Source organism: Arthrobacter sp. UYP4 (genome assembly GCF_057291175.1).
Window position 1 is genome coordinate 42,614 of record NZ_JBXAVU010000005.1, and the last position, 17,566, is coordinate 60,179.

18 protein-coding genes are annotated in these 17,566 nt (G+C 67.3%); 4 read left to right on the forward strand and 14 right to left on the reverse strand.

What is annotated here, in order from left to right:
- Positions 1 to 4 precede the first annotated feature (4 nt).
- From AC0Z9V_RS16005 to AC0Z9V_RS16020, 4 genes are all read right to left on the reverse strand, one after another.
- Positions 5 to 1,033 carry a zinc-binding metallopeptidase family protein gene (locus tag AC0Z9V_RS16005; RefSeq protein WP_208739914.1) on the reverse strand — a complete coding sequence of 343 codons (1,029 nt, stop codon included), beginning with the start codon at positions 1,031 to 1,033 and terminating at the stop codon, positions 5 to 7.
- A gap of 32 nt (positions 1,034 to 1,065) precedes the next feature.
- The gene (locus AC0Z9V_RS16010) at positions 1,066 to 1,842 is read right to left on the reverse strand and encodes a sulfite exporter TauE/SafE family protein (protein WP_459287700.1); all 777 of its coding nucleotides are present in this window, start codon (positions 1,840 to 1,842) and stop codon (positions 1,066 to 1,068) included.
- 128 nt (positions 1,843 to 1,970) lie between these two features.
- A complete protein-coding gene (locus tag AC0Z9V_RS16015) occupies positions 1,971 to 2,603 on the reverse strand; it encodes a Rho termination factor N-terminal domain-containing protein (RefSeq protein WP_208740158.1) in 633 nt (210 codons plus the stop codon).
- 125 nt (positions 2,604 to 2,728) lie between these two features.
- On the reverse strand, positions 2,729 to 3,556 hold the full coding sequence (locus AC0Z9V_RS16020) for an aldo/keto reductase (RefSeq protein WP_208740157.1): 828 nt from the start codon (positions 3,554 to 3,556) through the stop codon (positions 2,729 to 2,731).
- Positions 3,557 to 3,848: 292 nt separating this feature from the next.
- Between AC0Z9V_RS16020 and AC0Z9V_RS16025 the strand changes: the two genes are divergently transcribed.
- Entirely contained in the window at positions 3,849 to 4,481 is a 633-nt protein-coding gene (locus AC0Z9V_RS16025) for a GNAT family N-acetyltransferase (protein ID WP_485142093.1), read from the forward strand.
- A 170-nt stretch (positions 4,482 to 4,651) separates the two neighbouring features.
- On the opposite strand, the gene AC0Z9V_RS16030 is transcribed toward AC0Z9V_RS16025, so the two are convergent.
- Both AC0Z9V_RS16030 and AC0Z9V_RS16035 read right to left on the reverse strand, forming a co-directional pair.
- Positions 4,652 to 5,653, reverse strand: coding sequence for an NADP-dependent oxidoreductase (locus tag AC0Z9V_RS16030; RefSeq protein WP_485142094.1), 1,002 nt, complete (start codon positions 5,651 to 5,653; stop codon positions 4,652 to 4,654).
- Between the two features lie 63 nt (positions 5,654 to 5,716).
- Entirely contained in the window at positions 5,717 to 6,460 is a 744-nt protein-coding gene (locus tag AC0Z9V_RS16035; protein WP_208739079.1) for a maleylpyruvate isomerase family mycothiol-dependent enzyme, read from the reverse strand.
- Between the two features lie 63 nt (positions 6,461 to 6,523).
- Here AC0Z9V_RS16035 and AC0Z9V_RS16040 point away from each other — a divergent pair, with 63 nt between their 5' ends.
- Both AC0Z9V_RS16040 and AC0Z9V_RS16045 read left to right on the forward strand, forming a co-directional pair.
- Positions 6,524 to 7,066: an acyl-CoA thioesterase gene (locus AC0Z9V_RS16040; RefSeq protein WP_485142095.1), complete on the forward strand. Its 543-nt coding sequence runs from the start codon at positions 6,524 to 6,526 to the stop codon at positions 7,064 to 7,066.
- Between the two features lie 63 nt (positions 7,067 to 7,129).
- Positions 7,130 to 7,345 carry an AsnC family protein gene (locus AC0Z9V_RS16045; protein ID WP_133081428.1) on the forward strand — a complete coding sequence of 72 codons (216 nt, stop codon included), beginning with the start codon at positions 7,130 to 7,132 and terminating at the stop codon, positions 7,343 to 7,345.
- Between the two features lie 32 nt (positions 7,346 to 7,377).
- Here the strand turns inward: AC0Z9V_RS16045 and AC0Z9V_RS16050 are convergent, their stop codons facing one another.
- Together AC0Z9V_RS16050 and AC0Z9V_RS16055 are read right to left on the reverse strand one after the other, a co-directional pair.
- Positions 7,378 to 7,767, reverse strand: a complete 390-nt coding sequence (locus AC0Z9V_RS16050; RefSeq protein WP_485142096.1) for a VOC family protein — start codon at positions 7,765 to 7,767, stop codon at positions 7,378 to 7,380.
- Positions 7,764 to 8,045 carry an ArsR/SmtB family transcription factor gene (locus AC0Z9V_RS16055; protein WP_485142097.1) on the reverse strand — a complete coding sequence of 94 codons (282 nt, stop codon included), beginning with the start codon at positions 8,043 to 8,045 and terminating at the stop codon, positions 7,764 to 7,766. The genes AC0Z9V_RS16050 and AC0Z9V_RS16055 overlap by 4 nt, the downstream gene beginning before the upstream one ends.
- Positions 8,046 to 8,258: 213 nt before the next feature.
- Here AC0Z9V_RS16055 and AC0Z9V_RS16060 point away from each other — a divergent pair, with 213 nt between their 5' ends.
- Complete coding sequence (locus tag AC0Z9V_RS16060) at positions 8,259 to 9,818, forward strand: alanine/glycine:cation symporter family protein (RefSeq protein WP_485142098.1); 1,560 nt, start codon at positions 8,259 to 8,261, stop codon at positions 9,816 to 9,818.
- A gap of 150 nt (positions 9,819 to 9,968) precedes the next feature.
- On the opposite strand, the gene AC0Z9V_RS16065 is transcribed toward AC0Z9V_RS16060, so the two are convergent.
- The 6 genes from AC0Z9V_RS16065 to AC0Z9V_RS16090 all read right to left on the reverse strand — a co-directional run bounded on the left by AC0Z9V_RS16065 (position 9,969) and on the right by AC0Z9V_RS16090 (position 17,540).
- A complete protein-coding gene (locus AC0Z9V_RS16065) occupies positions 9,969 to 11,108 on the reverse strand; it encodes an MFS transporter (protein ID WP_485142099.1) in 1,140 nt (379 codons plus the stop codon).
- A 67-nt stretch (positions 11,109 to 11,175) separates the two neighbouring features.
- Positions 11,176 to 12,090: a dihydrodipicolinate synthase family protein gene (locus tag AC0Z9V_RS16070; protein ID WP_485142100.1), complete on the reverse strand. Its 915-nt coding sequence runs from the start codon at positions 12,088 to 12,090 to the stop codon at positions 11,176 to 11,178.
- A gap of 86 nt (positions 12,091 to 12,176) precedes the next feature.
- Entirely contained in the window at positions 12,177 to 13,076 is a 900-nt protein-coding gene (locus AC0Z9V_RS16075) for an EamA family transporter (protein ID WP_459287682.1), read from the reverse strand.
- Positions 13,073 to 13,852 (reverse strand): B3/B4 domain-containing protein, encoded by a 780-nt coding sequence (locus tag AC0Z9V_RS16080; RefSeq protein ID WP_208739363.1) that lies wholly within the window; start codon positions 13,850 to 13,852, stop codon positions 13,073 to 13,075. Before AC0Z9V_RS16080 ends, AC0Z9V_RS16075 begins: the two co-directional genes overlap by 4 nt.
- Positions 13,845 to 14,447, reverse strand: coding sequence for a helix-turn-helix domain-containing protein (locus AC0Z9V_RS16085; RefSeq protein ID WP_485142101.1), 603 nt, complete (start codon positions 14,445 to 14,447; stop codon positions 13,845 to 13,847). The genes AC0Z9V_RS16080 and AC0Z9V_RS16085 overlap by 8 nt, the downstream gene beginning before the upstream one ends.
- A 141-nt stretch (positions 14,448 to 14,588) precedes the next feature.
- Entirely contained in the window at positions 14,589 to 17,540 is a 2,952-nt protein-coding gene (locus AC0Z9V_RS16090; protein ID WP_485142102.1) for a GH32 C-terminal domain-containing protein, read from the reverse strand.
- Positions 17,541 to 17,566: the final 26 nt, after the last annotated feature.

The window sequence follows — 17,566 nt, forward strand, 5'->3', positions numbered from 1 at the left end:
GCGTCTATGCGGGGACGGTCCCCGATCCGACCGGGGTCCCTCCGACCCGCACGCGGAGCTTGTGCACGAAGTCGAGCTTGTCGACGACGGCGGGCGGTAGGACGAACGGGTACAGGTCATTGGCGCCCATGCTGCGGTTGACCTGGTTGAGGGCCACGGCGAGCGGGATCCAGGTCTCGCGGACCACCGTCCCGAAGTCCTCGGTCGTGTCCGGTCCCGGGCCCGAGGCGAGTCCATGGTTGCGGGCCGTGTCCACCGTGTCGCAGATGTGCAGGTAGTGGGCGAACGTCTCGGCGAAGTCCTCGTACGGGTGCATGGTCGCGTACATCGAGATGTGGTCGTTCTCCCAGCCCTCGGGTGCGCCTTCGTCGTAGTGGCGCTTGATGGCGTCCTGGTAGCTCGCACGGTCGTCACCGAACAGGTCGCGCGCCCTCCCCGTCAGCTCGGCATCCGAGAACACGAGCGTGCCCTCGAAGTAGTGTCCGGTCTCGTGCCGGAAGTGCCCGAGCATGGTGCGGTAGGGCTCCTCGAGCCTGGCCCGCATCTTCTCGCGGTGGGAGTCGACGGTCTCCGCGAGGTCGATGGTGATCAGGCCGTTCTGGTGTCCGATGACCACCTTCTCCTCGACGCTCGAGAGCAGGTCGAAGGCGAGGCCGCGGTCCGGGTCCTCGGTCCGGTCCCGGATCGGCAGGCCGAGCCCGTCGAGCTCGTAGATGAGGTGGCGCTTGGACCGCTCGGCGTCGAGGAACTGCGCCAGTCCGGTGGTGTCGTGGTCGTCGGGGCGCGTCCGCGTGAGGTTGCAGCTGAAGCATTCGTCGCCCTCCTCCCGCACCAGCCAGGTGCACCCCGACAGCTTCAGGTTGACGCAGCGACGGAGTACCTGGCCCTCGAGGTCGCGGTAGGCGCCGTCGTCGTCGAGCGGTGCGATGGCCCGCTCGCCGCGGTGGAAGCCGAGCTGCGTGCGGCAGGCGAGGCAGCGGGAGTTCTCGAAGAAGAGGGGCGCCGAGCAGACGGCACAGGCGAAACGTTGCATGGAGGGTCCTGGGATTCGTGGGCGGTGGCGTGTCAGCCGAAGAAGACGATGCGGATCAGGGCGGCGGTCCCGAGAACGAGGATGGTCGCCCGCAGTGCGAGCGGGGAGAGCCTGCGGCCCACGCGGGCGCCGAGGAAGCCGCCGAGGGTGGCGCCGACGGCGATGAGGAGCACCAGCGACCAGTTGATCGACTCCCAGGCGAAGGCCATGAACGTCACGGCGGCCACGCTGTTGACGGCGGTGGTCAGGACGTTCTTGATGGCGTTGATGCGCTGCAGGCTCTCGATGGTCACCATGCTCATCAGGCCGACGATCAGGATGCCCTGCGCCGCACCGAAATAGCCGCCGTACAGGCCGAGGACACCGATCCCCGCGAGGAGGAGCAGGGAACGACGGCGGGACGGCGCCGCGTCCGGCGCACTCTCGGCGGCCTTGGCCGCGGCGGCGCGCTGCACCCGGGGGGCCAGCGCCACCATGACCAGTCCGATGATGATGAGGGCGGGCACGATCGCCTGGAAGGCCTGTGCCGGCAGGACGAGCAGCAGGAGCGCCCCGCCGAGCCCGCCGAGGACCGAGAGGGGCAGGAGCCGCAGGAGCAGGCGCTTGTTCGCGGCGATCTCGCGGCGGTAGCCCCACGATCCGGATAGACCGCCGCCCACCAGGCCGATGTTGTTGGAGATGTTGGCGACGATCGGAGGGTAGCCGAAGAGCAGGAGGGTGGGAAAGGTGACCAGGGTGCCGGAGCCGACGACGACGTTGATCATTCCGGCCCAGAAGCCGGCGGCCAGGATCACGGCGATCTCGAGCAAGCGGGGTCCTCTCGGTGATGGGAGGTGTCCGCCGATTCAGGGCATCGGGATGCGCGGCGGGAGGGGCACCAGGCCAAGGATATGCCTGGTCACCCTTCCCTGCGGACCGACCCGGACCGGATGGTGCGTCAGGCGTCCTCGCGGTCGGGACTCTCGAGGATGAAGAAGTTCGACTGCTTCCCGTCCTTGCGCTGCTCCTGGTAGATGAAGTTCAGCCGGCGCTCGTCGAATGTCCGGAACCACTCCTCCCAGCTCACGTGGCGCAGCTTGTCGGTGTCCTCGTTGAAATCGAAGCGGAGGACGCCGAGGTGGTCACCGTGTTCCGTCCCGTCGACGGTCGCTGGACGGGCGTCCCGCGACTCGGCCCACTGCTTGATGACCTCGTGGTGTGTCGTCGCCAGGCTGCGGCCCTCCCGCTCGGGGTCCTCGTCGGGCGAGGTGATCTCCTGCGAATACTTCAGCGATTTCGAGGTCTCGGATCCCGTGCGGATCCGGCCGCCGTCCGGGCCGGCACCCACCTCCGCGGAGGTGTCCTCCTCCTCGGAACGGGACCGGTCGCCGCCGGCCCCGGACGGGCCGTCCGTGGAGTCTTGCCGGGCCGAGGCCACCGCATCGACGAGTTCGTCCTTCCGCATCCCCGAGGTGCCCGGCAGTCCCTCCTCCCTGGCCTCCTTGCGCAGCTCGTCCACCGTCATCCCGCGTAGTTCGGTCTCACTGACCTCGCGGGTGTTCGGGGTCTGATTCCCGGGTTCGTCCGCCATGCTGATCTTCCTTCCGGTCGATGCTCCCGCGCAGATCGGCAGGTCCGGTCGGCACGAAGAACTAAGCGTGCTTATCACTTTCCCGGCGACCGGGGCCGGTGTCAAGGAGAACGGGCGAGCCCGGCTCAGTGGCCGAAGGTGTCCGAATCGACGATCTCGGCCTCGCCGGTGTCGAGCCTGTAGATGCGGGCCAATTCCTCTCCCGACAGTTCGAAGTCGAAGACGGCGAGGTTCTGCGCGAGCCGTTCCGGGTTGGACGATTTCGGGATGGCGACCATGCCCTGCTGGACGTGCCAGCGCAGCACCACCTGTGCGGGAGTCCTGCCGTGCGCCTCCGCGATCGCGACGACGCCGGCGTCGTCCAGCAGTCCGCTGCCCGGGCCGAGCGGGCTCCAGGACTCCGTCACGATGCCGTGCTCGTTGTGGAACGCGCGTTCCTCGATGCGGGGCCGCTGGGGGTCGAGCTGGATCTGGTTCACGTCGGGCACGATCCCGGCGTCGAGAACCTGCTGCAGGTGTGCCGGCTTGTAGTTGGACGTCCCGACGGCCCGTACGAGTCCCTGCTCCATCAGCGCCGCGATGCCCTGCACTGCCTCGACATGGCGACCCTGGTCGGGGTTGGGCCAGTGGACGAGCAGCAGGTCCACGTAGTCGAGGCCCAGCAGTGCGGCGCTCGCCTCGAACGCCCGTCGGACGCCGTCCTTGCTGTGGTGCTCGCGGTTGAACTTGGTGGTGATGAACAGCTCGTCGCGGGCGACGCCCGAGCGGCGGATGCCCTCACCCACGCCCTTCTCGTTGCGGTAGTTCTCCGCCGTGTCGATGAGCCGGTATCCGGTGTCGATCGCGAGGCTGACGGTCTCCGCCGCCTCGTCGTCGTCGAGCGGCCAGGTGCCGAGTCCGAGGAGGGGGAGGTGCGCGCCGCCGCGCAGCTGGACGGTGGGGGCGAGTGCCATGGTGGAGCTCCTGCTCGAGGGGTGGTGTCGGTCCAGCCTCCACCGACGGCCTCGGCGTCGTCAACACGCGGTCCCCGACCTCGGAGGGCAGGGGAACGATTCCGTTTCGGTCTCGAATGGATCAAGGTAGGCCGAAGGAATCCTCAAGATCGGTTCAAGGCCGGCCGTGCGGCGGCGACCTGTTCCGGGGAGAAGTAGTAAGGGTACTTAATTTCACATCCCGAAAGAATGGGCCTATAGTCTCTGGCAGGGCCTAGCAGCGGGCCATCGAACCACCATCGTGGAGCTGATCATGGAAACTTCCCTTCTTGTCGATCCCCATCCGCAGTCCGTCCAGGCTGCCGAGCCGGAGCAGTCCGCGTGGGGTGCGTTCCCGAGGATTTCCCCCAGTCCGACTCCCCGGGCCGAGGAGTCGGAGTTTCCCGACGATCTCACGGTCGTGTCCACCCGGCAGCTGCGGGTCCTGTGCAACCAGGCCTACCGCCTGCTCGACCGCGATTTCCCGCCCATGGAAGCCCTGCACCGGTACGAGCTGCTGGTCGAGGAGATCGAGCGGCGGGAGGTGCAGGCCGAGGCCCGCACCGCCCCGGTCAGGGCGCGCAGCGGCTTCCGTGACAACGCGCTGTTCTCGCGGTTCGAGCTCTTCAGCGACGGGACCATGGTGGGCCACGTGAAGTACGAGATGAAGGGCTCACACGCGGTGCTGATCCAGGCCGTCGTCGACCCGCGTTTCGACGCCGTCGACGTGGAGCCGGCACTCGTCCGGGAGGTCCTGCTGAACGCGCACAAGCGGCGCATCGCCGTCGTCCCCTACTGCCCGCGGGTCCGCGCGTTCCTCACCGAGTTCCCCCAGTACCGGGCGCTGCTGCCCGCGGACCAGCGCCGCAGGCTCGAAGCGAGCCTGCGGGACGGCGGCACCGCCTAGCCCGCACGCTGCCGGCTCGACCGGCGGGAAGCGGCCGTGGGCTGCGACGGGTACCGCGCGGATGGGCGGAGCAGGACGCGCTCCACCATCGCGCCGACCGAGCCGCAGTCACCTGGTCCGTCCCATCGTCGTCGCCGTCCCGCCGTCCGAGCGCTGCGAGGCCCGTGCTGTCAGACGCGGACGAGCATCTTGCCGGTGTTGGCGCCGTTCATCATGTCGAGAAAAGCCCGCACGGAGTTCCCGACGCCGTCCACCACGGTCTCGTCGAAGACCACGCTGCCGTCCGACAGCCATCCGGTCATCTGCTGGACGAACTCGGCCTGCAGGTCCTGGTGCCGGCCGACGATGAAGCCCTCGAGCTTGAGGGACCGCGTGACGAGGTTCGCCATGTTGTCCGGTCCCGGCGTCCGCTGCGTGGCGTTGTACTGCGAGATCGCGCCGCACAGCGCGGCGCGCCCACCGGTGTTCAGGCGGTCAAGCGCCGCCTCAAGGTGGTCGCCGCCGACGTTGTCGAAGTACACGTCGATGCCGTCGGGCGTGACCTGGCGCAGCTGCTGCCGCACCGGGGCGTCCTTGTAGTTGAATGCCTCGTCATATCCGTACCGGCTCTTGAGCAGGGCCACCTTCTCGGCGGAGCCCGCCGAGCCGATGACGCGCGATGCGCCGAGCTTCCGTGCCACCTGCCCTGCGATCGAGCCGACGGCGCCGGCCGCTCCGGAGATGAAGACGACGTCGCCCTCCCCGAGCCCTGCGACGCGCTTGAGCCCGGCGTAGGCGGTGAGACCCGTCATGCCGGCCGCACCGAGGAAGACCGACAGGGGCAGGTCCGTCTCCGGCAGGGGCGAGAAGTGCGCCGCGGGGCCCTGTGCGAGGTCGCGCCAGCCGTAGCTGTGGAGCACGGCGGTGCCCACGGGCATCGCGTCGGAGTCGGATTCGACCACCCTGCCCACCGCGCCACCGGTCATCGTCTCGCCGAGTCCGAAGGGCGGGACATAGGACCGGGAGTCGTTCATGCGCCCGCGCATGTAGGGATCGACGGACACGTAGTCGTTGCGGACCCGTACCTCACCCGCACCGAGTGCGGGCAGTTCCGCCGTCACGGTGGCGAAGTCCTCCTCGGTGGGACTGCCGACCGGGCGCCGGACGAGCTGGATCTGTGTGCTGATGGCCATGGTGCTCCTTGTGCTGGTTGCTTCCTGCAGGCGACAAGCAATTATCCGGAGGAATTATTCCGGTTACAGGGCGGCGGCCAGTCGGGCCCGCAGTTCGGCCGCGGGTCCCTCGATGGCTGCGGGTCCTGGCCCGGGTGCACGTCCCCACAGCCAGAGGAGGAGCGGTTCCGCCGTACTCCGGAGGGTCGCCTGGCCGTCCGCGGCGATGTCACGCTCGACGACGGCCCGCCGCCGGTCGAGTCGGATGTCCCAGGAGTGGCCCCCCGCCTCGAGTCGTACCACCGCCCCCGAGGCCGACGGATCGGGGTGTCCGCGCCCCAGCATCACCGTCAGGACCTCGTCGATGCCGTCCAGTACCAGCTTGGCGTCCAGGGGCGTGGTGCCGCCCGCGACCGTGTCCTCGAGGTCGAAGCGGTGGATCGCGGTCTCATGGGTGAGGCGCCGGATCCAGAATCCGACCGTCTGGTCCTCCGGGACCCAGGTCTCGACGCGGTCGCCGGGCTCATGCGCATCGAACTGCTCGATCAGGCTGGCGTAGCAGTGGGCGAGGAGTGCCTGCGGAGGGAAGCTCCCCACACTGACGGGTGGCCAGCCGTGGCTCGGCCTCACGCCCGTCCGGATCGTCTCCGCCTTCTGCAGGAAGACGATCGCGGTGTGGCGTACCAGATCCTCACCGGTCCAGCCCGGGCAGGCCGGCACCGGGCGGTCGAGCGCGGGCCCGACGAGGTTCGAGAGGGTGCGGTACTCCTGGTCCAGCAGTTCCCTGTACCGGCCGAACGGAAGGGCGTGCGGTGAGGGCTGCTCCATCCACCGAGTCTAGGGGGGAGCGACTGGAGGTCGCCCATGTTACTGGTGAGTAATATTGCTGCCATGCACCTGATCTTCCGCACGATGCTGCAACTGCTCCTGTCGCGAAGGCGGCCTGCCCTCGGCATCTGGGATTCCAGCAGCGTGACCCTGCGCGTCCTTCCGACGGATATCGACATCGCGATGCACATGAACAACGGCATGTACTTCTCCGTCTTCGACCTCGGGCGCTTCGATCTCATGGTGCGCAGCGGCGTGTGGGCGCAGGTGCGCCGCAGGAGGTGGAGTCCGGTTGCCGCCGGCGAGACCATCAGCTTCCGTAAGTCCCTCCAGCTCGGCCAGCTCTACGCGATCGAGACGCGCATCATCGGACTCGATGAGCGAGCCATCTACTTCGAGCAGCGGGCAGTGGCCGACGGCGAGATCTACGCCCGGGCCTTCATCGCCACACGCCTGGTCTCCGGGTCCGGGCCGGTGAGCAACGAGGAGATCGTCACCGCATTCGGTGCGCCGCCCGAGGACCTGGTGCTGCCCGAGTGGATCCACGAATGGCGGCTCAACAACGCGCTCCCGAGCACCCGCAGGCCTGCGCCGCATTCCTGGTAGCGCCCGGCGCTGCAGATCGGAGAGCTCTTGCAGTGACCTCCCTGCGTCAACTAATGTTGACGCATGGAGGTGGAGCGGATGAAGACACTCGTTGGCTCGATGGATGGGAAAGGGCCGGCAGAATCCCTGCAGGCGATCGCCGAACTGCACCGCGAGGTGGGCCGGGCCGAGGCCGGGCTCGTGCGTGGTGCACGTCAGGCAGGCTTGTCCTGGGAGGCGATCGCGCAGTGCCTCGGGGTGAGCAAGCAGGCCGTGCACCGGAAGTACGGGAAGCAGTAGCGGCGCACGTGCCTCGCCCTTCCTGGCTGCCGTCAGCCGGTGGGTTGTGCGAGCTGCAGCAGGTTGCCGACGGTGTCGTCGAGGACTGCCACGATGACAGGGCCCATCATGGTCGGCGGCTGCGTGAAGGTGACACCGAGGGCCGTCAGCCTGTCGTACTCGGCGTGCACGTCCGCGACCCCGAGGACGCAGAACGGGATGCCGTCGGCGGCCAGCGCGTCGGTGAAAGGCCCTGCGGCAGGGTGACCTTTGGGCTCGAGGGAGATCTGCGTGCCGTCGGGGCGATCGGGATCGATCACGGTGAGCCAGCGGTGCTCGCCCATGGGGATGTCCGCGGACACGGCGAAGCCGAGGTGCTGGGTGTAGAAGTCGAGGGCCCGCTGCTGGTCGTCGACGAAGATGCTGATTGCTTCGAGTTTCATGATTCTGCCTTCCGGGGCGGCCAGCGGTCGAGGATCCCGGCCAGTGGCGAGGTGTCGATGATGTGGAACCGGTAACGGCCACTGCGTTCGGAGTGCACGAGCCCGGCCGCCTCCAGGATGTCGAGGTGTTGTGCCACCGCCTGGCGTGACGGGGTGATGCCGTGGTTCATGGCGAGCTTCGAACACAGCTCGAACAGGGTCTGCTTCTCCCGGCCCAGGAGTTCATCCAGGAGCGCCCGCCGCGTCTCGTCGGCCAGCGCCCGGTAGATATCAGTCACGCGAGCATAATAGGTAAGTTCGCGGTTACCTGTAAAGGGGCTCGTCGTCGGGACAGGTGCGGGTTGTGCGCCGGCGGCCGGCCACCTGCCGGGGTGAGGAGTGGAATCGGTTTCCTCCGCCTCGTCGCACTCACGGACGTCACGATCGGAATATTTTCCGGTTCAGGACCGATTGTCACTGCGCTCCCGCTTCAGGCAGGGTTTCGTTGACGGATGACATTCGACGCAGCGTTTCCCAGGGCAGTGACCGAAGACGTCGGATGGCTGGCGGCCGTCGACGAGGCTATCAACAACGCCTTCGCGAGGCCCACCGAGATCTTCTCGGGCATCGTGTTCTTCCCGATCACCATCGGGGAGGTCAGCTTCCCCGCCGTGGTCGCCTGGCTCATCCTTGCCGGCATCGTGTGCACCATCTATTTCGGGGTTCCCCAGTTCCGCGGCCTCAAGGTCGGCTACGAAGTGGTCCGTGGACGCTACTCCTCCAAGGACGATCCGGGCGAGGTCCCGCACTTCCAGGCGCTCACCTCGGCACTCTCCGGAACCGTCGGCCTCGGCAATATCGCAGGTGTCGGTGCCGCGATGGCCCTCGGCGGCCCGGGAGCCACGTTCTGGATGATCTGCGCGGGACTGATCGGCATGGCCACGAAGTTCGCCGAATGCACGCTCGGCGTGAAGTACCGGGAGGTTCACGAGGACGGCAGCATCAGCGGTGGCCCCTTCAAGTACCTGCCCATCGCGTTCCGGAAGCTCGGTCGCATCCCGGCGAAGATCCTGACCGGCGTCTTCGCCGTCGCTATCCTCATCTTCGGTCTGGCAGGCGGCAACATGTTCCAGGCCAACCAGACCTTCGCCCAGGTGCAGAACGTCACCGGTGGCGAGGACGGGTTCCTCGGCAGCGCCGGTGCCGCCCTCATCTTCGGTGTCGTGCTCGCGTTCTTCGTCGCGATCGTCATCCTCGGTGGCATCAAGTCGATCGGCGCCACGACGTCCCGGCTCGTCCCGGCCATGGGCGGCATCTACGTCCTGGCCTGCCTCTTCGTCATCATCGTGAACATCGAGCAGGTGCCCGCCGCGTTCGGTGCCATCATCGGCGGCGCATTCAACCCGCAGGGCATCGCGGGCGGCATCCTCGGCGTGCTGATCGTCGGCTTCCAGCGTGCGTCCTTCTCCAATGAGGCCGGCGTCGGCTCGGCAGCCATCGCCCACTCCGCGGTCAAGACCCGCCGTCCGGTCAGCGAGGGCTTCGTGGCCCTCTACGAGCCGCTCGTGGACACCGTGCTGATCTGCACCATGACCGCCCTCGCGATCGTGATCGCCGGTGCCCCGAGCCTGCAGGCGGGCATCGACCAGGTCCAGGGTGGCGGGGACACGCCCGATGGCGTCATCCTGACGTCGGACGCGTTCGCGACGGTCCTGCCATGGTTCCCCATCGTCCTGGCCGTCGCCGTCGTCCTGTTCGCCTACTCGACCCTCATCACGTGGTCCTACTACGGACTCAAGGCCTGGGAGTACCTCTTCGGTCGTGGCAAGGTGGCGGAGCTGACCTACAAGGTCATCTTCCTGTTCTTCACGGTGGCCGGGTGCGTGCTGACCTTCAGCCAGGTCATCAGCTTCGCCGATGCCGCGCTGTTCGTCTGCGCCTTCGTGAACCTGCTCGGCGTGTACTTCCTGCTCCCCGTCATCAAGCGGGAGATGCGCGACTACCTGGCCGATCGCCGAAGCGGGAAGCTCCTCCTCGGCATCGAGAAGGACGAACTGCGGGCCGAGAAGTAGTTGGTCTCCACCCGCCCGGTCCTGGGGCGGGTGGACCACCTGCTCCGTGCTGACGATGGCTGATCGGCTACACGGATGTGCCGATGGGTCGTCCTCCAGCAGGGGTGGAGGGAGCTCCCGCCGCGACGGTGCGGGGACGAACCGACCGGATCATCGGGGGAGTGCCCGCGTTCGTCCTCGTGTGCTGAACCCGGCGGCCAGGAGGGTGAGCGCTGCCGCCAGGACGAGCGGTGCCCAGCCGGCGGAACCTGTGATCGTACCGGCGGCGGCCGTGCCGGCGGATCCTGCCGCGATCTTGAGGGCGCCGACCCAGACAAAAACCTGCCCGCGTGCCGCGCGGGGCGCATATTCGCTGCGCGCGGCGAGTGTTGCCGCGAAGAACAGCGCGTTGGCGATCCCGGCCAGACCGAAAGCGAGAAGTGACGTCGGGAGGTCCTGCCCGAGAGCGACCAGTATCAAGGTGACGGCGACGAGGACGGACAGCAGGGTCATCAGCCGGTCGGCGTCCCCGCGCAGCGGTCGGAGCATCAGGCCTATCGATCCGAGCAGGTTTCCCACGCCGTATCCGGCGACCAGTGCACCGGCCGTGGATGCGCCGCCCATCCCCGGGGCGATCGCGACAGCGTGGATCGGAAGTGCTGCGACCGAGAAGGCGACGGTGGCGGTCAGGCCCAGGGTGCGCCGGAGCGGACCGTACCGCACGATACCCGCCAGGGTCCGTAGAGGTGAGGGGACATCGACCGCCGGGTCCGGCGGAGTCTGCCGGGGAAGCGCCAGCACAGCGGCAGCGCCCATCACGGATGCCATGGCGAGGACCAGGGTTGCCGTCAGGGGGTGCGATGCCGCCGCGATCCACGCCACTGCGGCCGGTCCGAGTGTGCCGCTGAAACCATAGGTCGCCACATCCCAGCTTTGCGCCCTGCGCTGGGCGTGCTGGTCAGCCCCGGCGATGGACGGCAGGCGGCTACTGATGCCACCGGTGAGCATCGGCCCGAACATCCCGGAGACGAGGAGCAGGACAGCCGGCCAGAGTGCCCAGGTGACCGGCATGAGCAGCGCAGCGGCGCCCAGCAGTGCGCCGTGGAGGACCGCGGACACCGCGATCACCGCACGCCCGTCGCGGGCGGTGTCCAGGCGGCGGGCAATGAAGGGTCCGAGGAGGTGAGGCGCGGTGATCGACGCCCCGAGGAGCCCCGCGATCCAGCCGGGCATCCCGAGATCATGCGCCAGGAGCACGATGGCGACGACGGCGCCGCCGTCGGCGCTGCGCACCAGCGTCGCGGCGACCACGTACCGAATCAGCGCACGGTGTCGTCGGCCTGTCCCGCGCGGTACCCGGCGTGGCACTTCTGGGTGTCTACTCGTCGAGGCCGAGTTCATCGATGACCTCGGTGACCCGGTGACGCTGCTCCTTGGTCAGGCCCTGAAGAGGCAACGGCAGGCTTGCGGCGGGCGCTAGCCCGAGCTGCTCAGCGATAGCGGCGACGACCCTGATGCTTCCCCCGCACTCGGCGAACAGATCCCACAAGGGCGTGAGCCGCCGGGATTCGGTGGCGGCGTCGGACATCCGGCCCTCCTGGGCTGCCCGGGTGATCCTCGAGGCAAGGGCGGGCAGGGTGCCTCCGATGACGGAGTACCAGGTGTCGCATCCGGCGGCCAGGCCGGCAACGGCGCCGGCGTCTCCTGATACGCCGATGCTCACATGATCGGGGATGACGGCCCTGATGCTCCTGACCCGTTCCCGTGCCTGCTCGGGGTCCGCGGGGTCCGCGGGTACCGCGGGTACCGCGGGGATCTTGATCGATGCGATGCCAGGCAGTGCAGCGATCCTCCCGTAGAGCTCCGGGGTGAACGTGAAATGAGTGGTTCCCGGGTTGTCGTACACGATCACGGGCAGTGACGAGTGTGTGGTGACGGCCCGGAAGAGCTCGAACACGTCATCGGGGGTGAGCGGCTGGTAGGTCATCGGCGCCAGCAGCAGGCCGGCTGCGCCGGCGTTCTCCGCGTTGGTTGCGTTGGCCAGGACATGGGAGGTCCGCAGGGCTCCGATACCGACGAAGACCGGGGTGCCAGCAGCGTGCGCGACGGCGAGCTGGGCGACACGGCGCCGTTCATCGGTATCGAGGTACGCGTACGAGCCGGTTGATCCCAGTGCCGTGATCGAGTCGACCCGAGCTGCCGCAAGGCGTTCGACCAGGCGGATGAAAGATTCTTCGTGCACGGCGTCGTGGTGAATGGGTGTGAGGGGGAAGGCGCTGAGCCCGGTGAACATGGGTGGACTCCCAGGGGGTGAGGTGGGGAAGTGAGGGTAAGCGTGCTGATGTACCGGACGCAGGGCAGGTCCTGTGCCGGGGGTGCCTAGCGCGTGGGGCCGAGCTCGGGTGTGCTGCGTGCTGGTTCGGCGTCCGGGGTTCGGCGGCCGCCGCGTTGGGCTGCGGCACCGGCAAGGACCACCAGGAGGATCCCGGCGAGCTGGATGGGGGAGGGTTGCTGGTGAAGGACGATCAGGCCGAGCAGGAGTCCCATCGCGGGTTCCAGCGACATGAGCGTTCCGAAGGCGGTGGCTGTCATGCGTCGGAGGGCCAGCATCTCCAGTGCGAAGGGCAGTACCGGCAGCAGAACGGCCAGGCCCGCAGCTGCTGCGAGGACGCCGAAGTCCAGGTGACCGACTGCCTGTGGGACCCCGATGACCGCAGCTGTCAGGGCGGCGACGGGGATGGTCAGGGACAGGGCGGAGATGCCCGTGAACCGGTCGCCGATCCGCTGGGTGAGGATGATGTAGATACCCCATCCGATCGCGGCCAGTGCCGCGTACAGGACACCGATCAGGTTCACCTCGCCGTGCCAGGGCTCGGTGAGGAGGGCGACGCCGCACAGGGCGAGTCCTGGCCAGACCAGAGCGCGGGCCGAGTGGGTCCGAAGGGCGGCGACGGTGAGTGGCCCGAGGAACTCGATCGCGACTGCGGTGCCCAGCGGAATGTATTCGAGTGCGGACAGGAACCCGACGGTCACCAGCCCGGTCGTCACCCCGAGCCCGAGGAGCACGGGCACGTCGGGGCGGCGCACCCTGGACAGGGGCGGTCGCGCGATGATCAGGAAGATCACCGCGCCCATGCTCAGCCGGAGCCAGGCCGTACCTGCCGCGCCGACCTGTCCGATGAGATCCACGGACAGCGCGGACCCGAGCTGCACCGACACCATCGCGGTGACCGCCAGCCCCCACGGCGGGACGGACACTCCTGCCCGTGAACCGATCATGATCGACCGTTCTCGCTGGGCAGGCCGTGTGCGCTGCTAGTGCCGGGTGCGCCGGACGTGTCGGCGGTGATCAGGCGGCGGACGATCGAGATCTCGGGTCCAAGCCGCTTCAGGTGGCCGCACAAGTCATCCGCAGCAGTGATCAGGGCCTCATCGGTCAGAGGCGCCAGCGCATCCAGGATGAACAGGGCCGATGTTGTGGAGTCCGTGAGCTGGGTTCGCCGTCCCTGCCGCCAGTTCCAGCGGCGGCACGTCACGCCGGCGTCATCGCTCCACACAACCTCTCCGGGCTCGGGATGCTCGATGACCGTCTCCCCGTTGCTGGCGGTGTCGAAGATCTCGTTCCCGGTCGCGCGGATGAGGGCGGCGGAACCCTGGTACCGGGTGAGGTCCTCGCCGCCGAGGGGGATCCGGTGCAGCACCGAGACCGCGTTGTAGATGTCCGTCAGGCGGTTCACGCGCGGCAGGCCCGAAGGCGTGCGCCGCAGGAGCGCCTCGAGGCTGTTTCGGGTGCGGTTCGGCTTCGCGCCGAAGCCCTGGTATGCCTCTCGCCATGATGCGACCTGAGGGAGGTCCGTGACCTGTCGCTCCGCCAGCCAGGTGCCTGCAACCGCTTCTGCACGGCGCAGCAACGCCTCGCTCCCGGCGTCACCGGGGCCGGGAACCAGCCCGTCGACGGCGATCAGCAGTGCCCGATAGTCGGGGCGCAGCGCGGACACCGCCGTATCGACGCGGGCCGCGTCGAGGAATTCCTGAAGCCGCCGTCGCTCAGTCATGGGTGCCGTCCTTCTGGGTCAACCCGACACCGGGCTCGAAGACGGCCAGCGTGAAGCGTGTCGGGGTCCCGCCGTGGTTCGCATAGCTGTGGTCCACATCGCCGGCGAAGGTCAATGCGTCACCCTCGCCCAGGGCGACGGGCTCGCCGGCCACGGTGACCGTGAGCGATCCCTGCTGCACCTGCAGGACTTCCATCGTTCCTGCCGCGTGGGCCTCGCTGGTGTGCTGTTCCTGCGCTTTGAGCGTCCAGTCCCACAGCTCGAGGACATCCGGTGAGCGGGTGCCCGCAACCAGGACCCCGGAGCCACCGAGGTCACCCGTCCATAAAGCAGCCCCTTCGCCGCTCCGGGTGACCAGCACAGGAGCGCTGTTGGGAGGTGCCACCAACTCCGGCAGCCCCACACCCAGGGCATCGCTGATCTTCAGCAGTGTCCCCACACTCGCATTGGTCGCACCCTGTTCGATGTTGACGATCATTCGGCGGCTCACGCCCGTCGCTTCCGCCAGTTGGTCAAGGGTCAGCCGTCGGTTCAGGCGCTCATCCTTCACGCGCTCGCCAATCGCCTTCGCAAGCAGTGCAGCATCGATCGTCATGAGTGCATCATACTGCACTTGAAGTGCACTCTTCTAAGGAAGCATTGAGAGACTGTCACCAAGATTCGACCATCGGACAGGGCACTGTCACAGGGAGAGCCGGTAGTCCTGCAGTGAGGACCACCGGCTCTCGACTCGTGGCTACTTCTTCGGCTTCTGCACGACGACGGTCTGCTTGGTCGTCTCGGTTGCTCCCTTGCTGTTCTCGAGCACCCCGGTGTACACGTACTTGCCCGGGGCTCTGTTGGTGATGTCCACTGCCGCGCTTTGCGATTGCGGGGTGTTCCAGGCGAGCTTCTGGGTGTGGATCTGCTCACCGTTCTCGTACAGGGTGAAGTTGCTGCCGTTCTCCCCGGCTTCGAGGTTCATGTTCACGGTGTAGTTGCCGTCGTGGGGTCCTTTGTCCTTACCGTGGTCGACGGAGAGCTTAGCCATGCCCGGTGCCGTCGTGGCTTTGTCCTCAGGCTTCGGCGGTACAGCTCCATGCCACATGGCGGGTGTGAGCGGTGTGACGGTCAGGCTCTCCAGTGTTGCGAATCCTCCTTGGGAGAACAGGCCGATCTGGTTGGCGCCGGTGTTCGGGAAGACCTGGTCGGTGACGGTTGTCAGTCCGTCGTTGGCGAAGACTTCGACGGATGCGCGGTCGACGTAGATGCGCATGGCGACCCGCCCGTCCTTCAATGGCACGGGGGCGTCCTCGATGGAGGAGAACGCGGGGTGGAAGCCCTCATTTCCGGAGTTGGTCCGGTCGACGAAGAGCCTGCTGGTCTCGGCGTTGTAGCCGATCTTCGTGGCTTCGGTGCCGTCCCCGAGGACGCTGAGTCCGAAGGACTCGGCGTCGCCCGGGCTGAAGACGGCGTCGACCTGGACGACGTCGCCTGTCACGGGAAGTGTTTCTGTCCCCTCCGCGATCTTTCGGGGGCCCGTGGTGTAGGCGGCGTCGTCTTCGCGCAGGGTGTCGATCTGGTCGACCACTTTCTGCACGAGACGCGGGCCGTCTGCAGTTTCGGTCAGGCTCACTTCGCGGGGGAGTGCCATGGCGCTTCGCCAGGTGCTGGTGGGGATGTCGTTGGCGTAGTCCCAGTTGCTCATCCAGCCGAGCATGATCCTCTTGTTGTCGGGGGCGTTGCTGAAGGAGACGGCTGCGTAGTAGTCCTTGCCCCAGTCGAGCCAGTCGTAGTTCTCAAGGCGGCTTGTGGCCGGTTCGTCGGAGAACATGAACTCGTCGGCGAGAATGTGGCCCCAGCCTCCGCGGTTGTTGTCGACGACCTTGATGCTGGCCTGGCGGCCTTCGAACTCGCTGACGTTCCAGCTCGTCCAGTCGAGGGTTTCGCTGTTGTTGCCGGTCGCGGTGCGGACGACTTCTCCGTCCACGACGAGGTTGACGGAGGTCTCGTCACTGTGGATTTGGGCGGGTTCGTCGCCGAGTACGACGTGGTCGAAGGTGAGGTGGCCCCATCCTCCGGAGGCGTTGTCCACGATCCTCAGTGTGGCCTGCTTGCCCAGGTAGGCGCTGACATCCCAGTTTTCCCAGTTGAGTGATCCGGAGTTCTTTCCGGTGGCGGTGTGGACGACTTGCCCATCGATGACCAGTTCGGCCTGCAGGGTTCCGTCGGTGCGTCGTCCGCCGCCGACGAGGAAGCTCAGGTTCGAGTTGTCGATGGTGAACTCGGGCGACGTGAGTGTCCCGACGTTGTTGTCGCCGTTGGGGCCGGCTTCGAAGGTGTTGATGCGGCCGGTGCCGATGGAGTTCTCACCGCCTGCCGTGGATGGATTGCGGGCTGCTTCGAAGTCGCCGTCGATGGACCACCCCTGGTCGGTCAGGGTGCCTTGGGCGTATTCGAAGCCGTTGAAGAGAAGGGTGCCAGGTGCTGGATCGTTCTCGAGCTGGCCGCCGGGTACGTGGGGGTGGTTGCCGCCGCCGACGAGGAAGTTGATGTGGTCCTGGCTGCCGACGGTGAAGGTGGGGGACTCGATGGTCCCGACGGGCCAGTCGCCGTCGTTGAATCCGTTGATCAGCCCTGCCCCGCTGTATCCGGAGACGGTCAGCTGTCCTGGGAGTGCCCCCGGGGCCGGGGTGTCGGACCAGGGGCCGTTCTTCCAGTTGCCGGGTTCGTTGTCGGCGGTCCAGCCGTTGTACGTTCCGTCGTTGAAGCCGGCGAAGGTCGTCCCGTCGGGGATGGAGTCCACTGGTTCGGTGGTGTCGGAGGTGAAGGTGGTGCCGTCGAAGTCGCCCACGAAGTACTGTCCGCCGCTTCCTCCTGCGACAGCTCCTGGGTTGAGGTTGACGACCATCACCCATTTGATGTTGTTGGGATCCCCGTCCACCGCAATGGGGAAGAGGTCGGGGCATTCCCAGATACCTGCTGTGGAGTTCGCGGGTCCGAAATCGCTGAGGTGGGTCCAGTCCTTGAGGTTGTCGCTCTTGTAGAGGACGACCTTGTGGTCGGCGGCCTCGACCGTCGTCATCACCCAGTACGACCCGGCGGGACCGTCGTAGCGGAACACCTTCGGATCCCGGAAGTTCGCGGAGTTCCGATCCAGGACCGGATTTCCCTCGTACTTCGTCCAGGTCTGGCCCTCATCAGTGCTGTAGGCGAGGGACTGGGCCTGGCGACCAGCCAGGGTCGGGTGCGCACCCGTGTAGGCACTGGTGTAGACGGCAACGAGTGGCGGATCCTCTGCCGTGCCGAACCCGGATGAATTGGTCTCATCGACCACGATCGAGCCCGAGAAGATGTCTTCGATCGCGACGCCCTCGGTGTTGACGGTCTGGGGGATGGCCAGGGGCTGCTCTTCCCACTGCAGGAGATCCGTGGAGGTGGCGTGTCCCCAGCTCATGTTTCCCCAGGTCGTACCGAAGGGATTGTGCTGGAAGAACAGGTGATATTCGCCCTTGTAGTACACCATCCCGTTGGGATCGTTCATCCAGTTCTTCTCGGGACTGAAGTGGATGAACGGACGGTACTGCTGGGTTGCGGGATCGACAGGTGCTTCTTCGGCCAGGGCTGGGGCGCTGGCGGCAAGGAGCGAGGCCGCCAGAGCGGCAAGCACTCCAGCAGTAAGGGTCTGGCTGCGGGTTCCGGACTTCATGGTCTAGGTACGCCCTTCATTGCGCG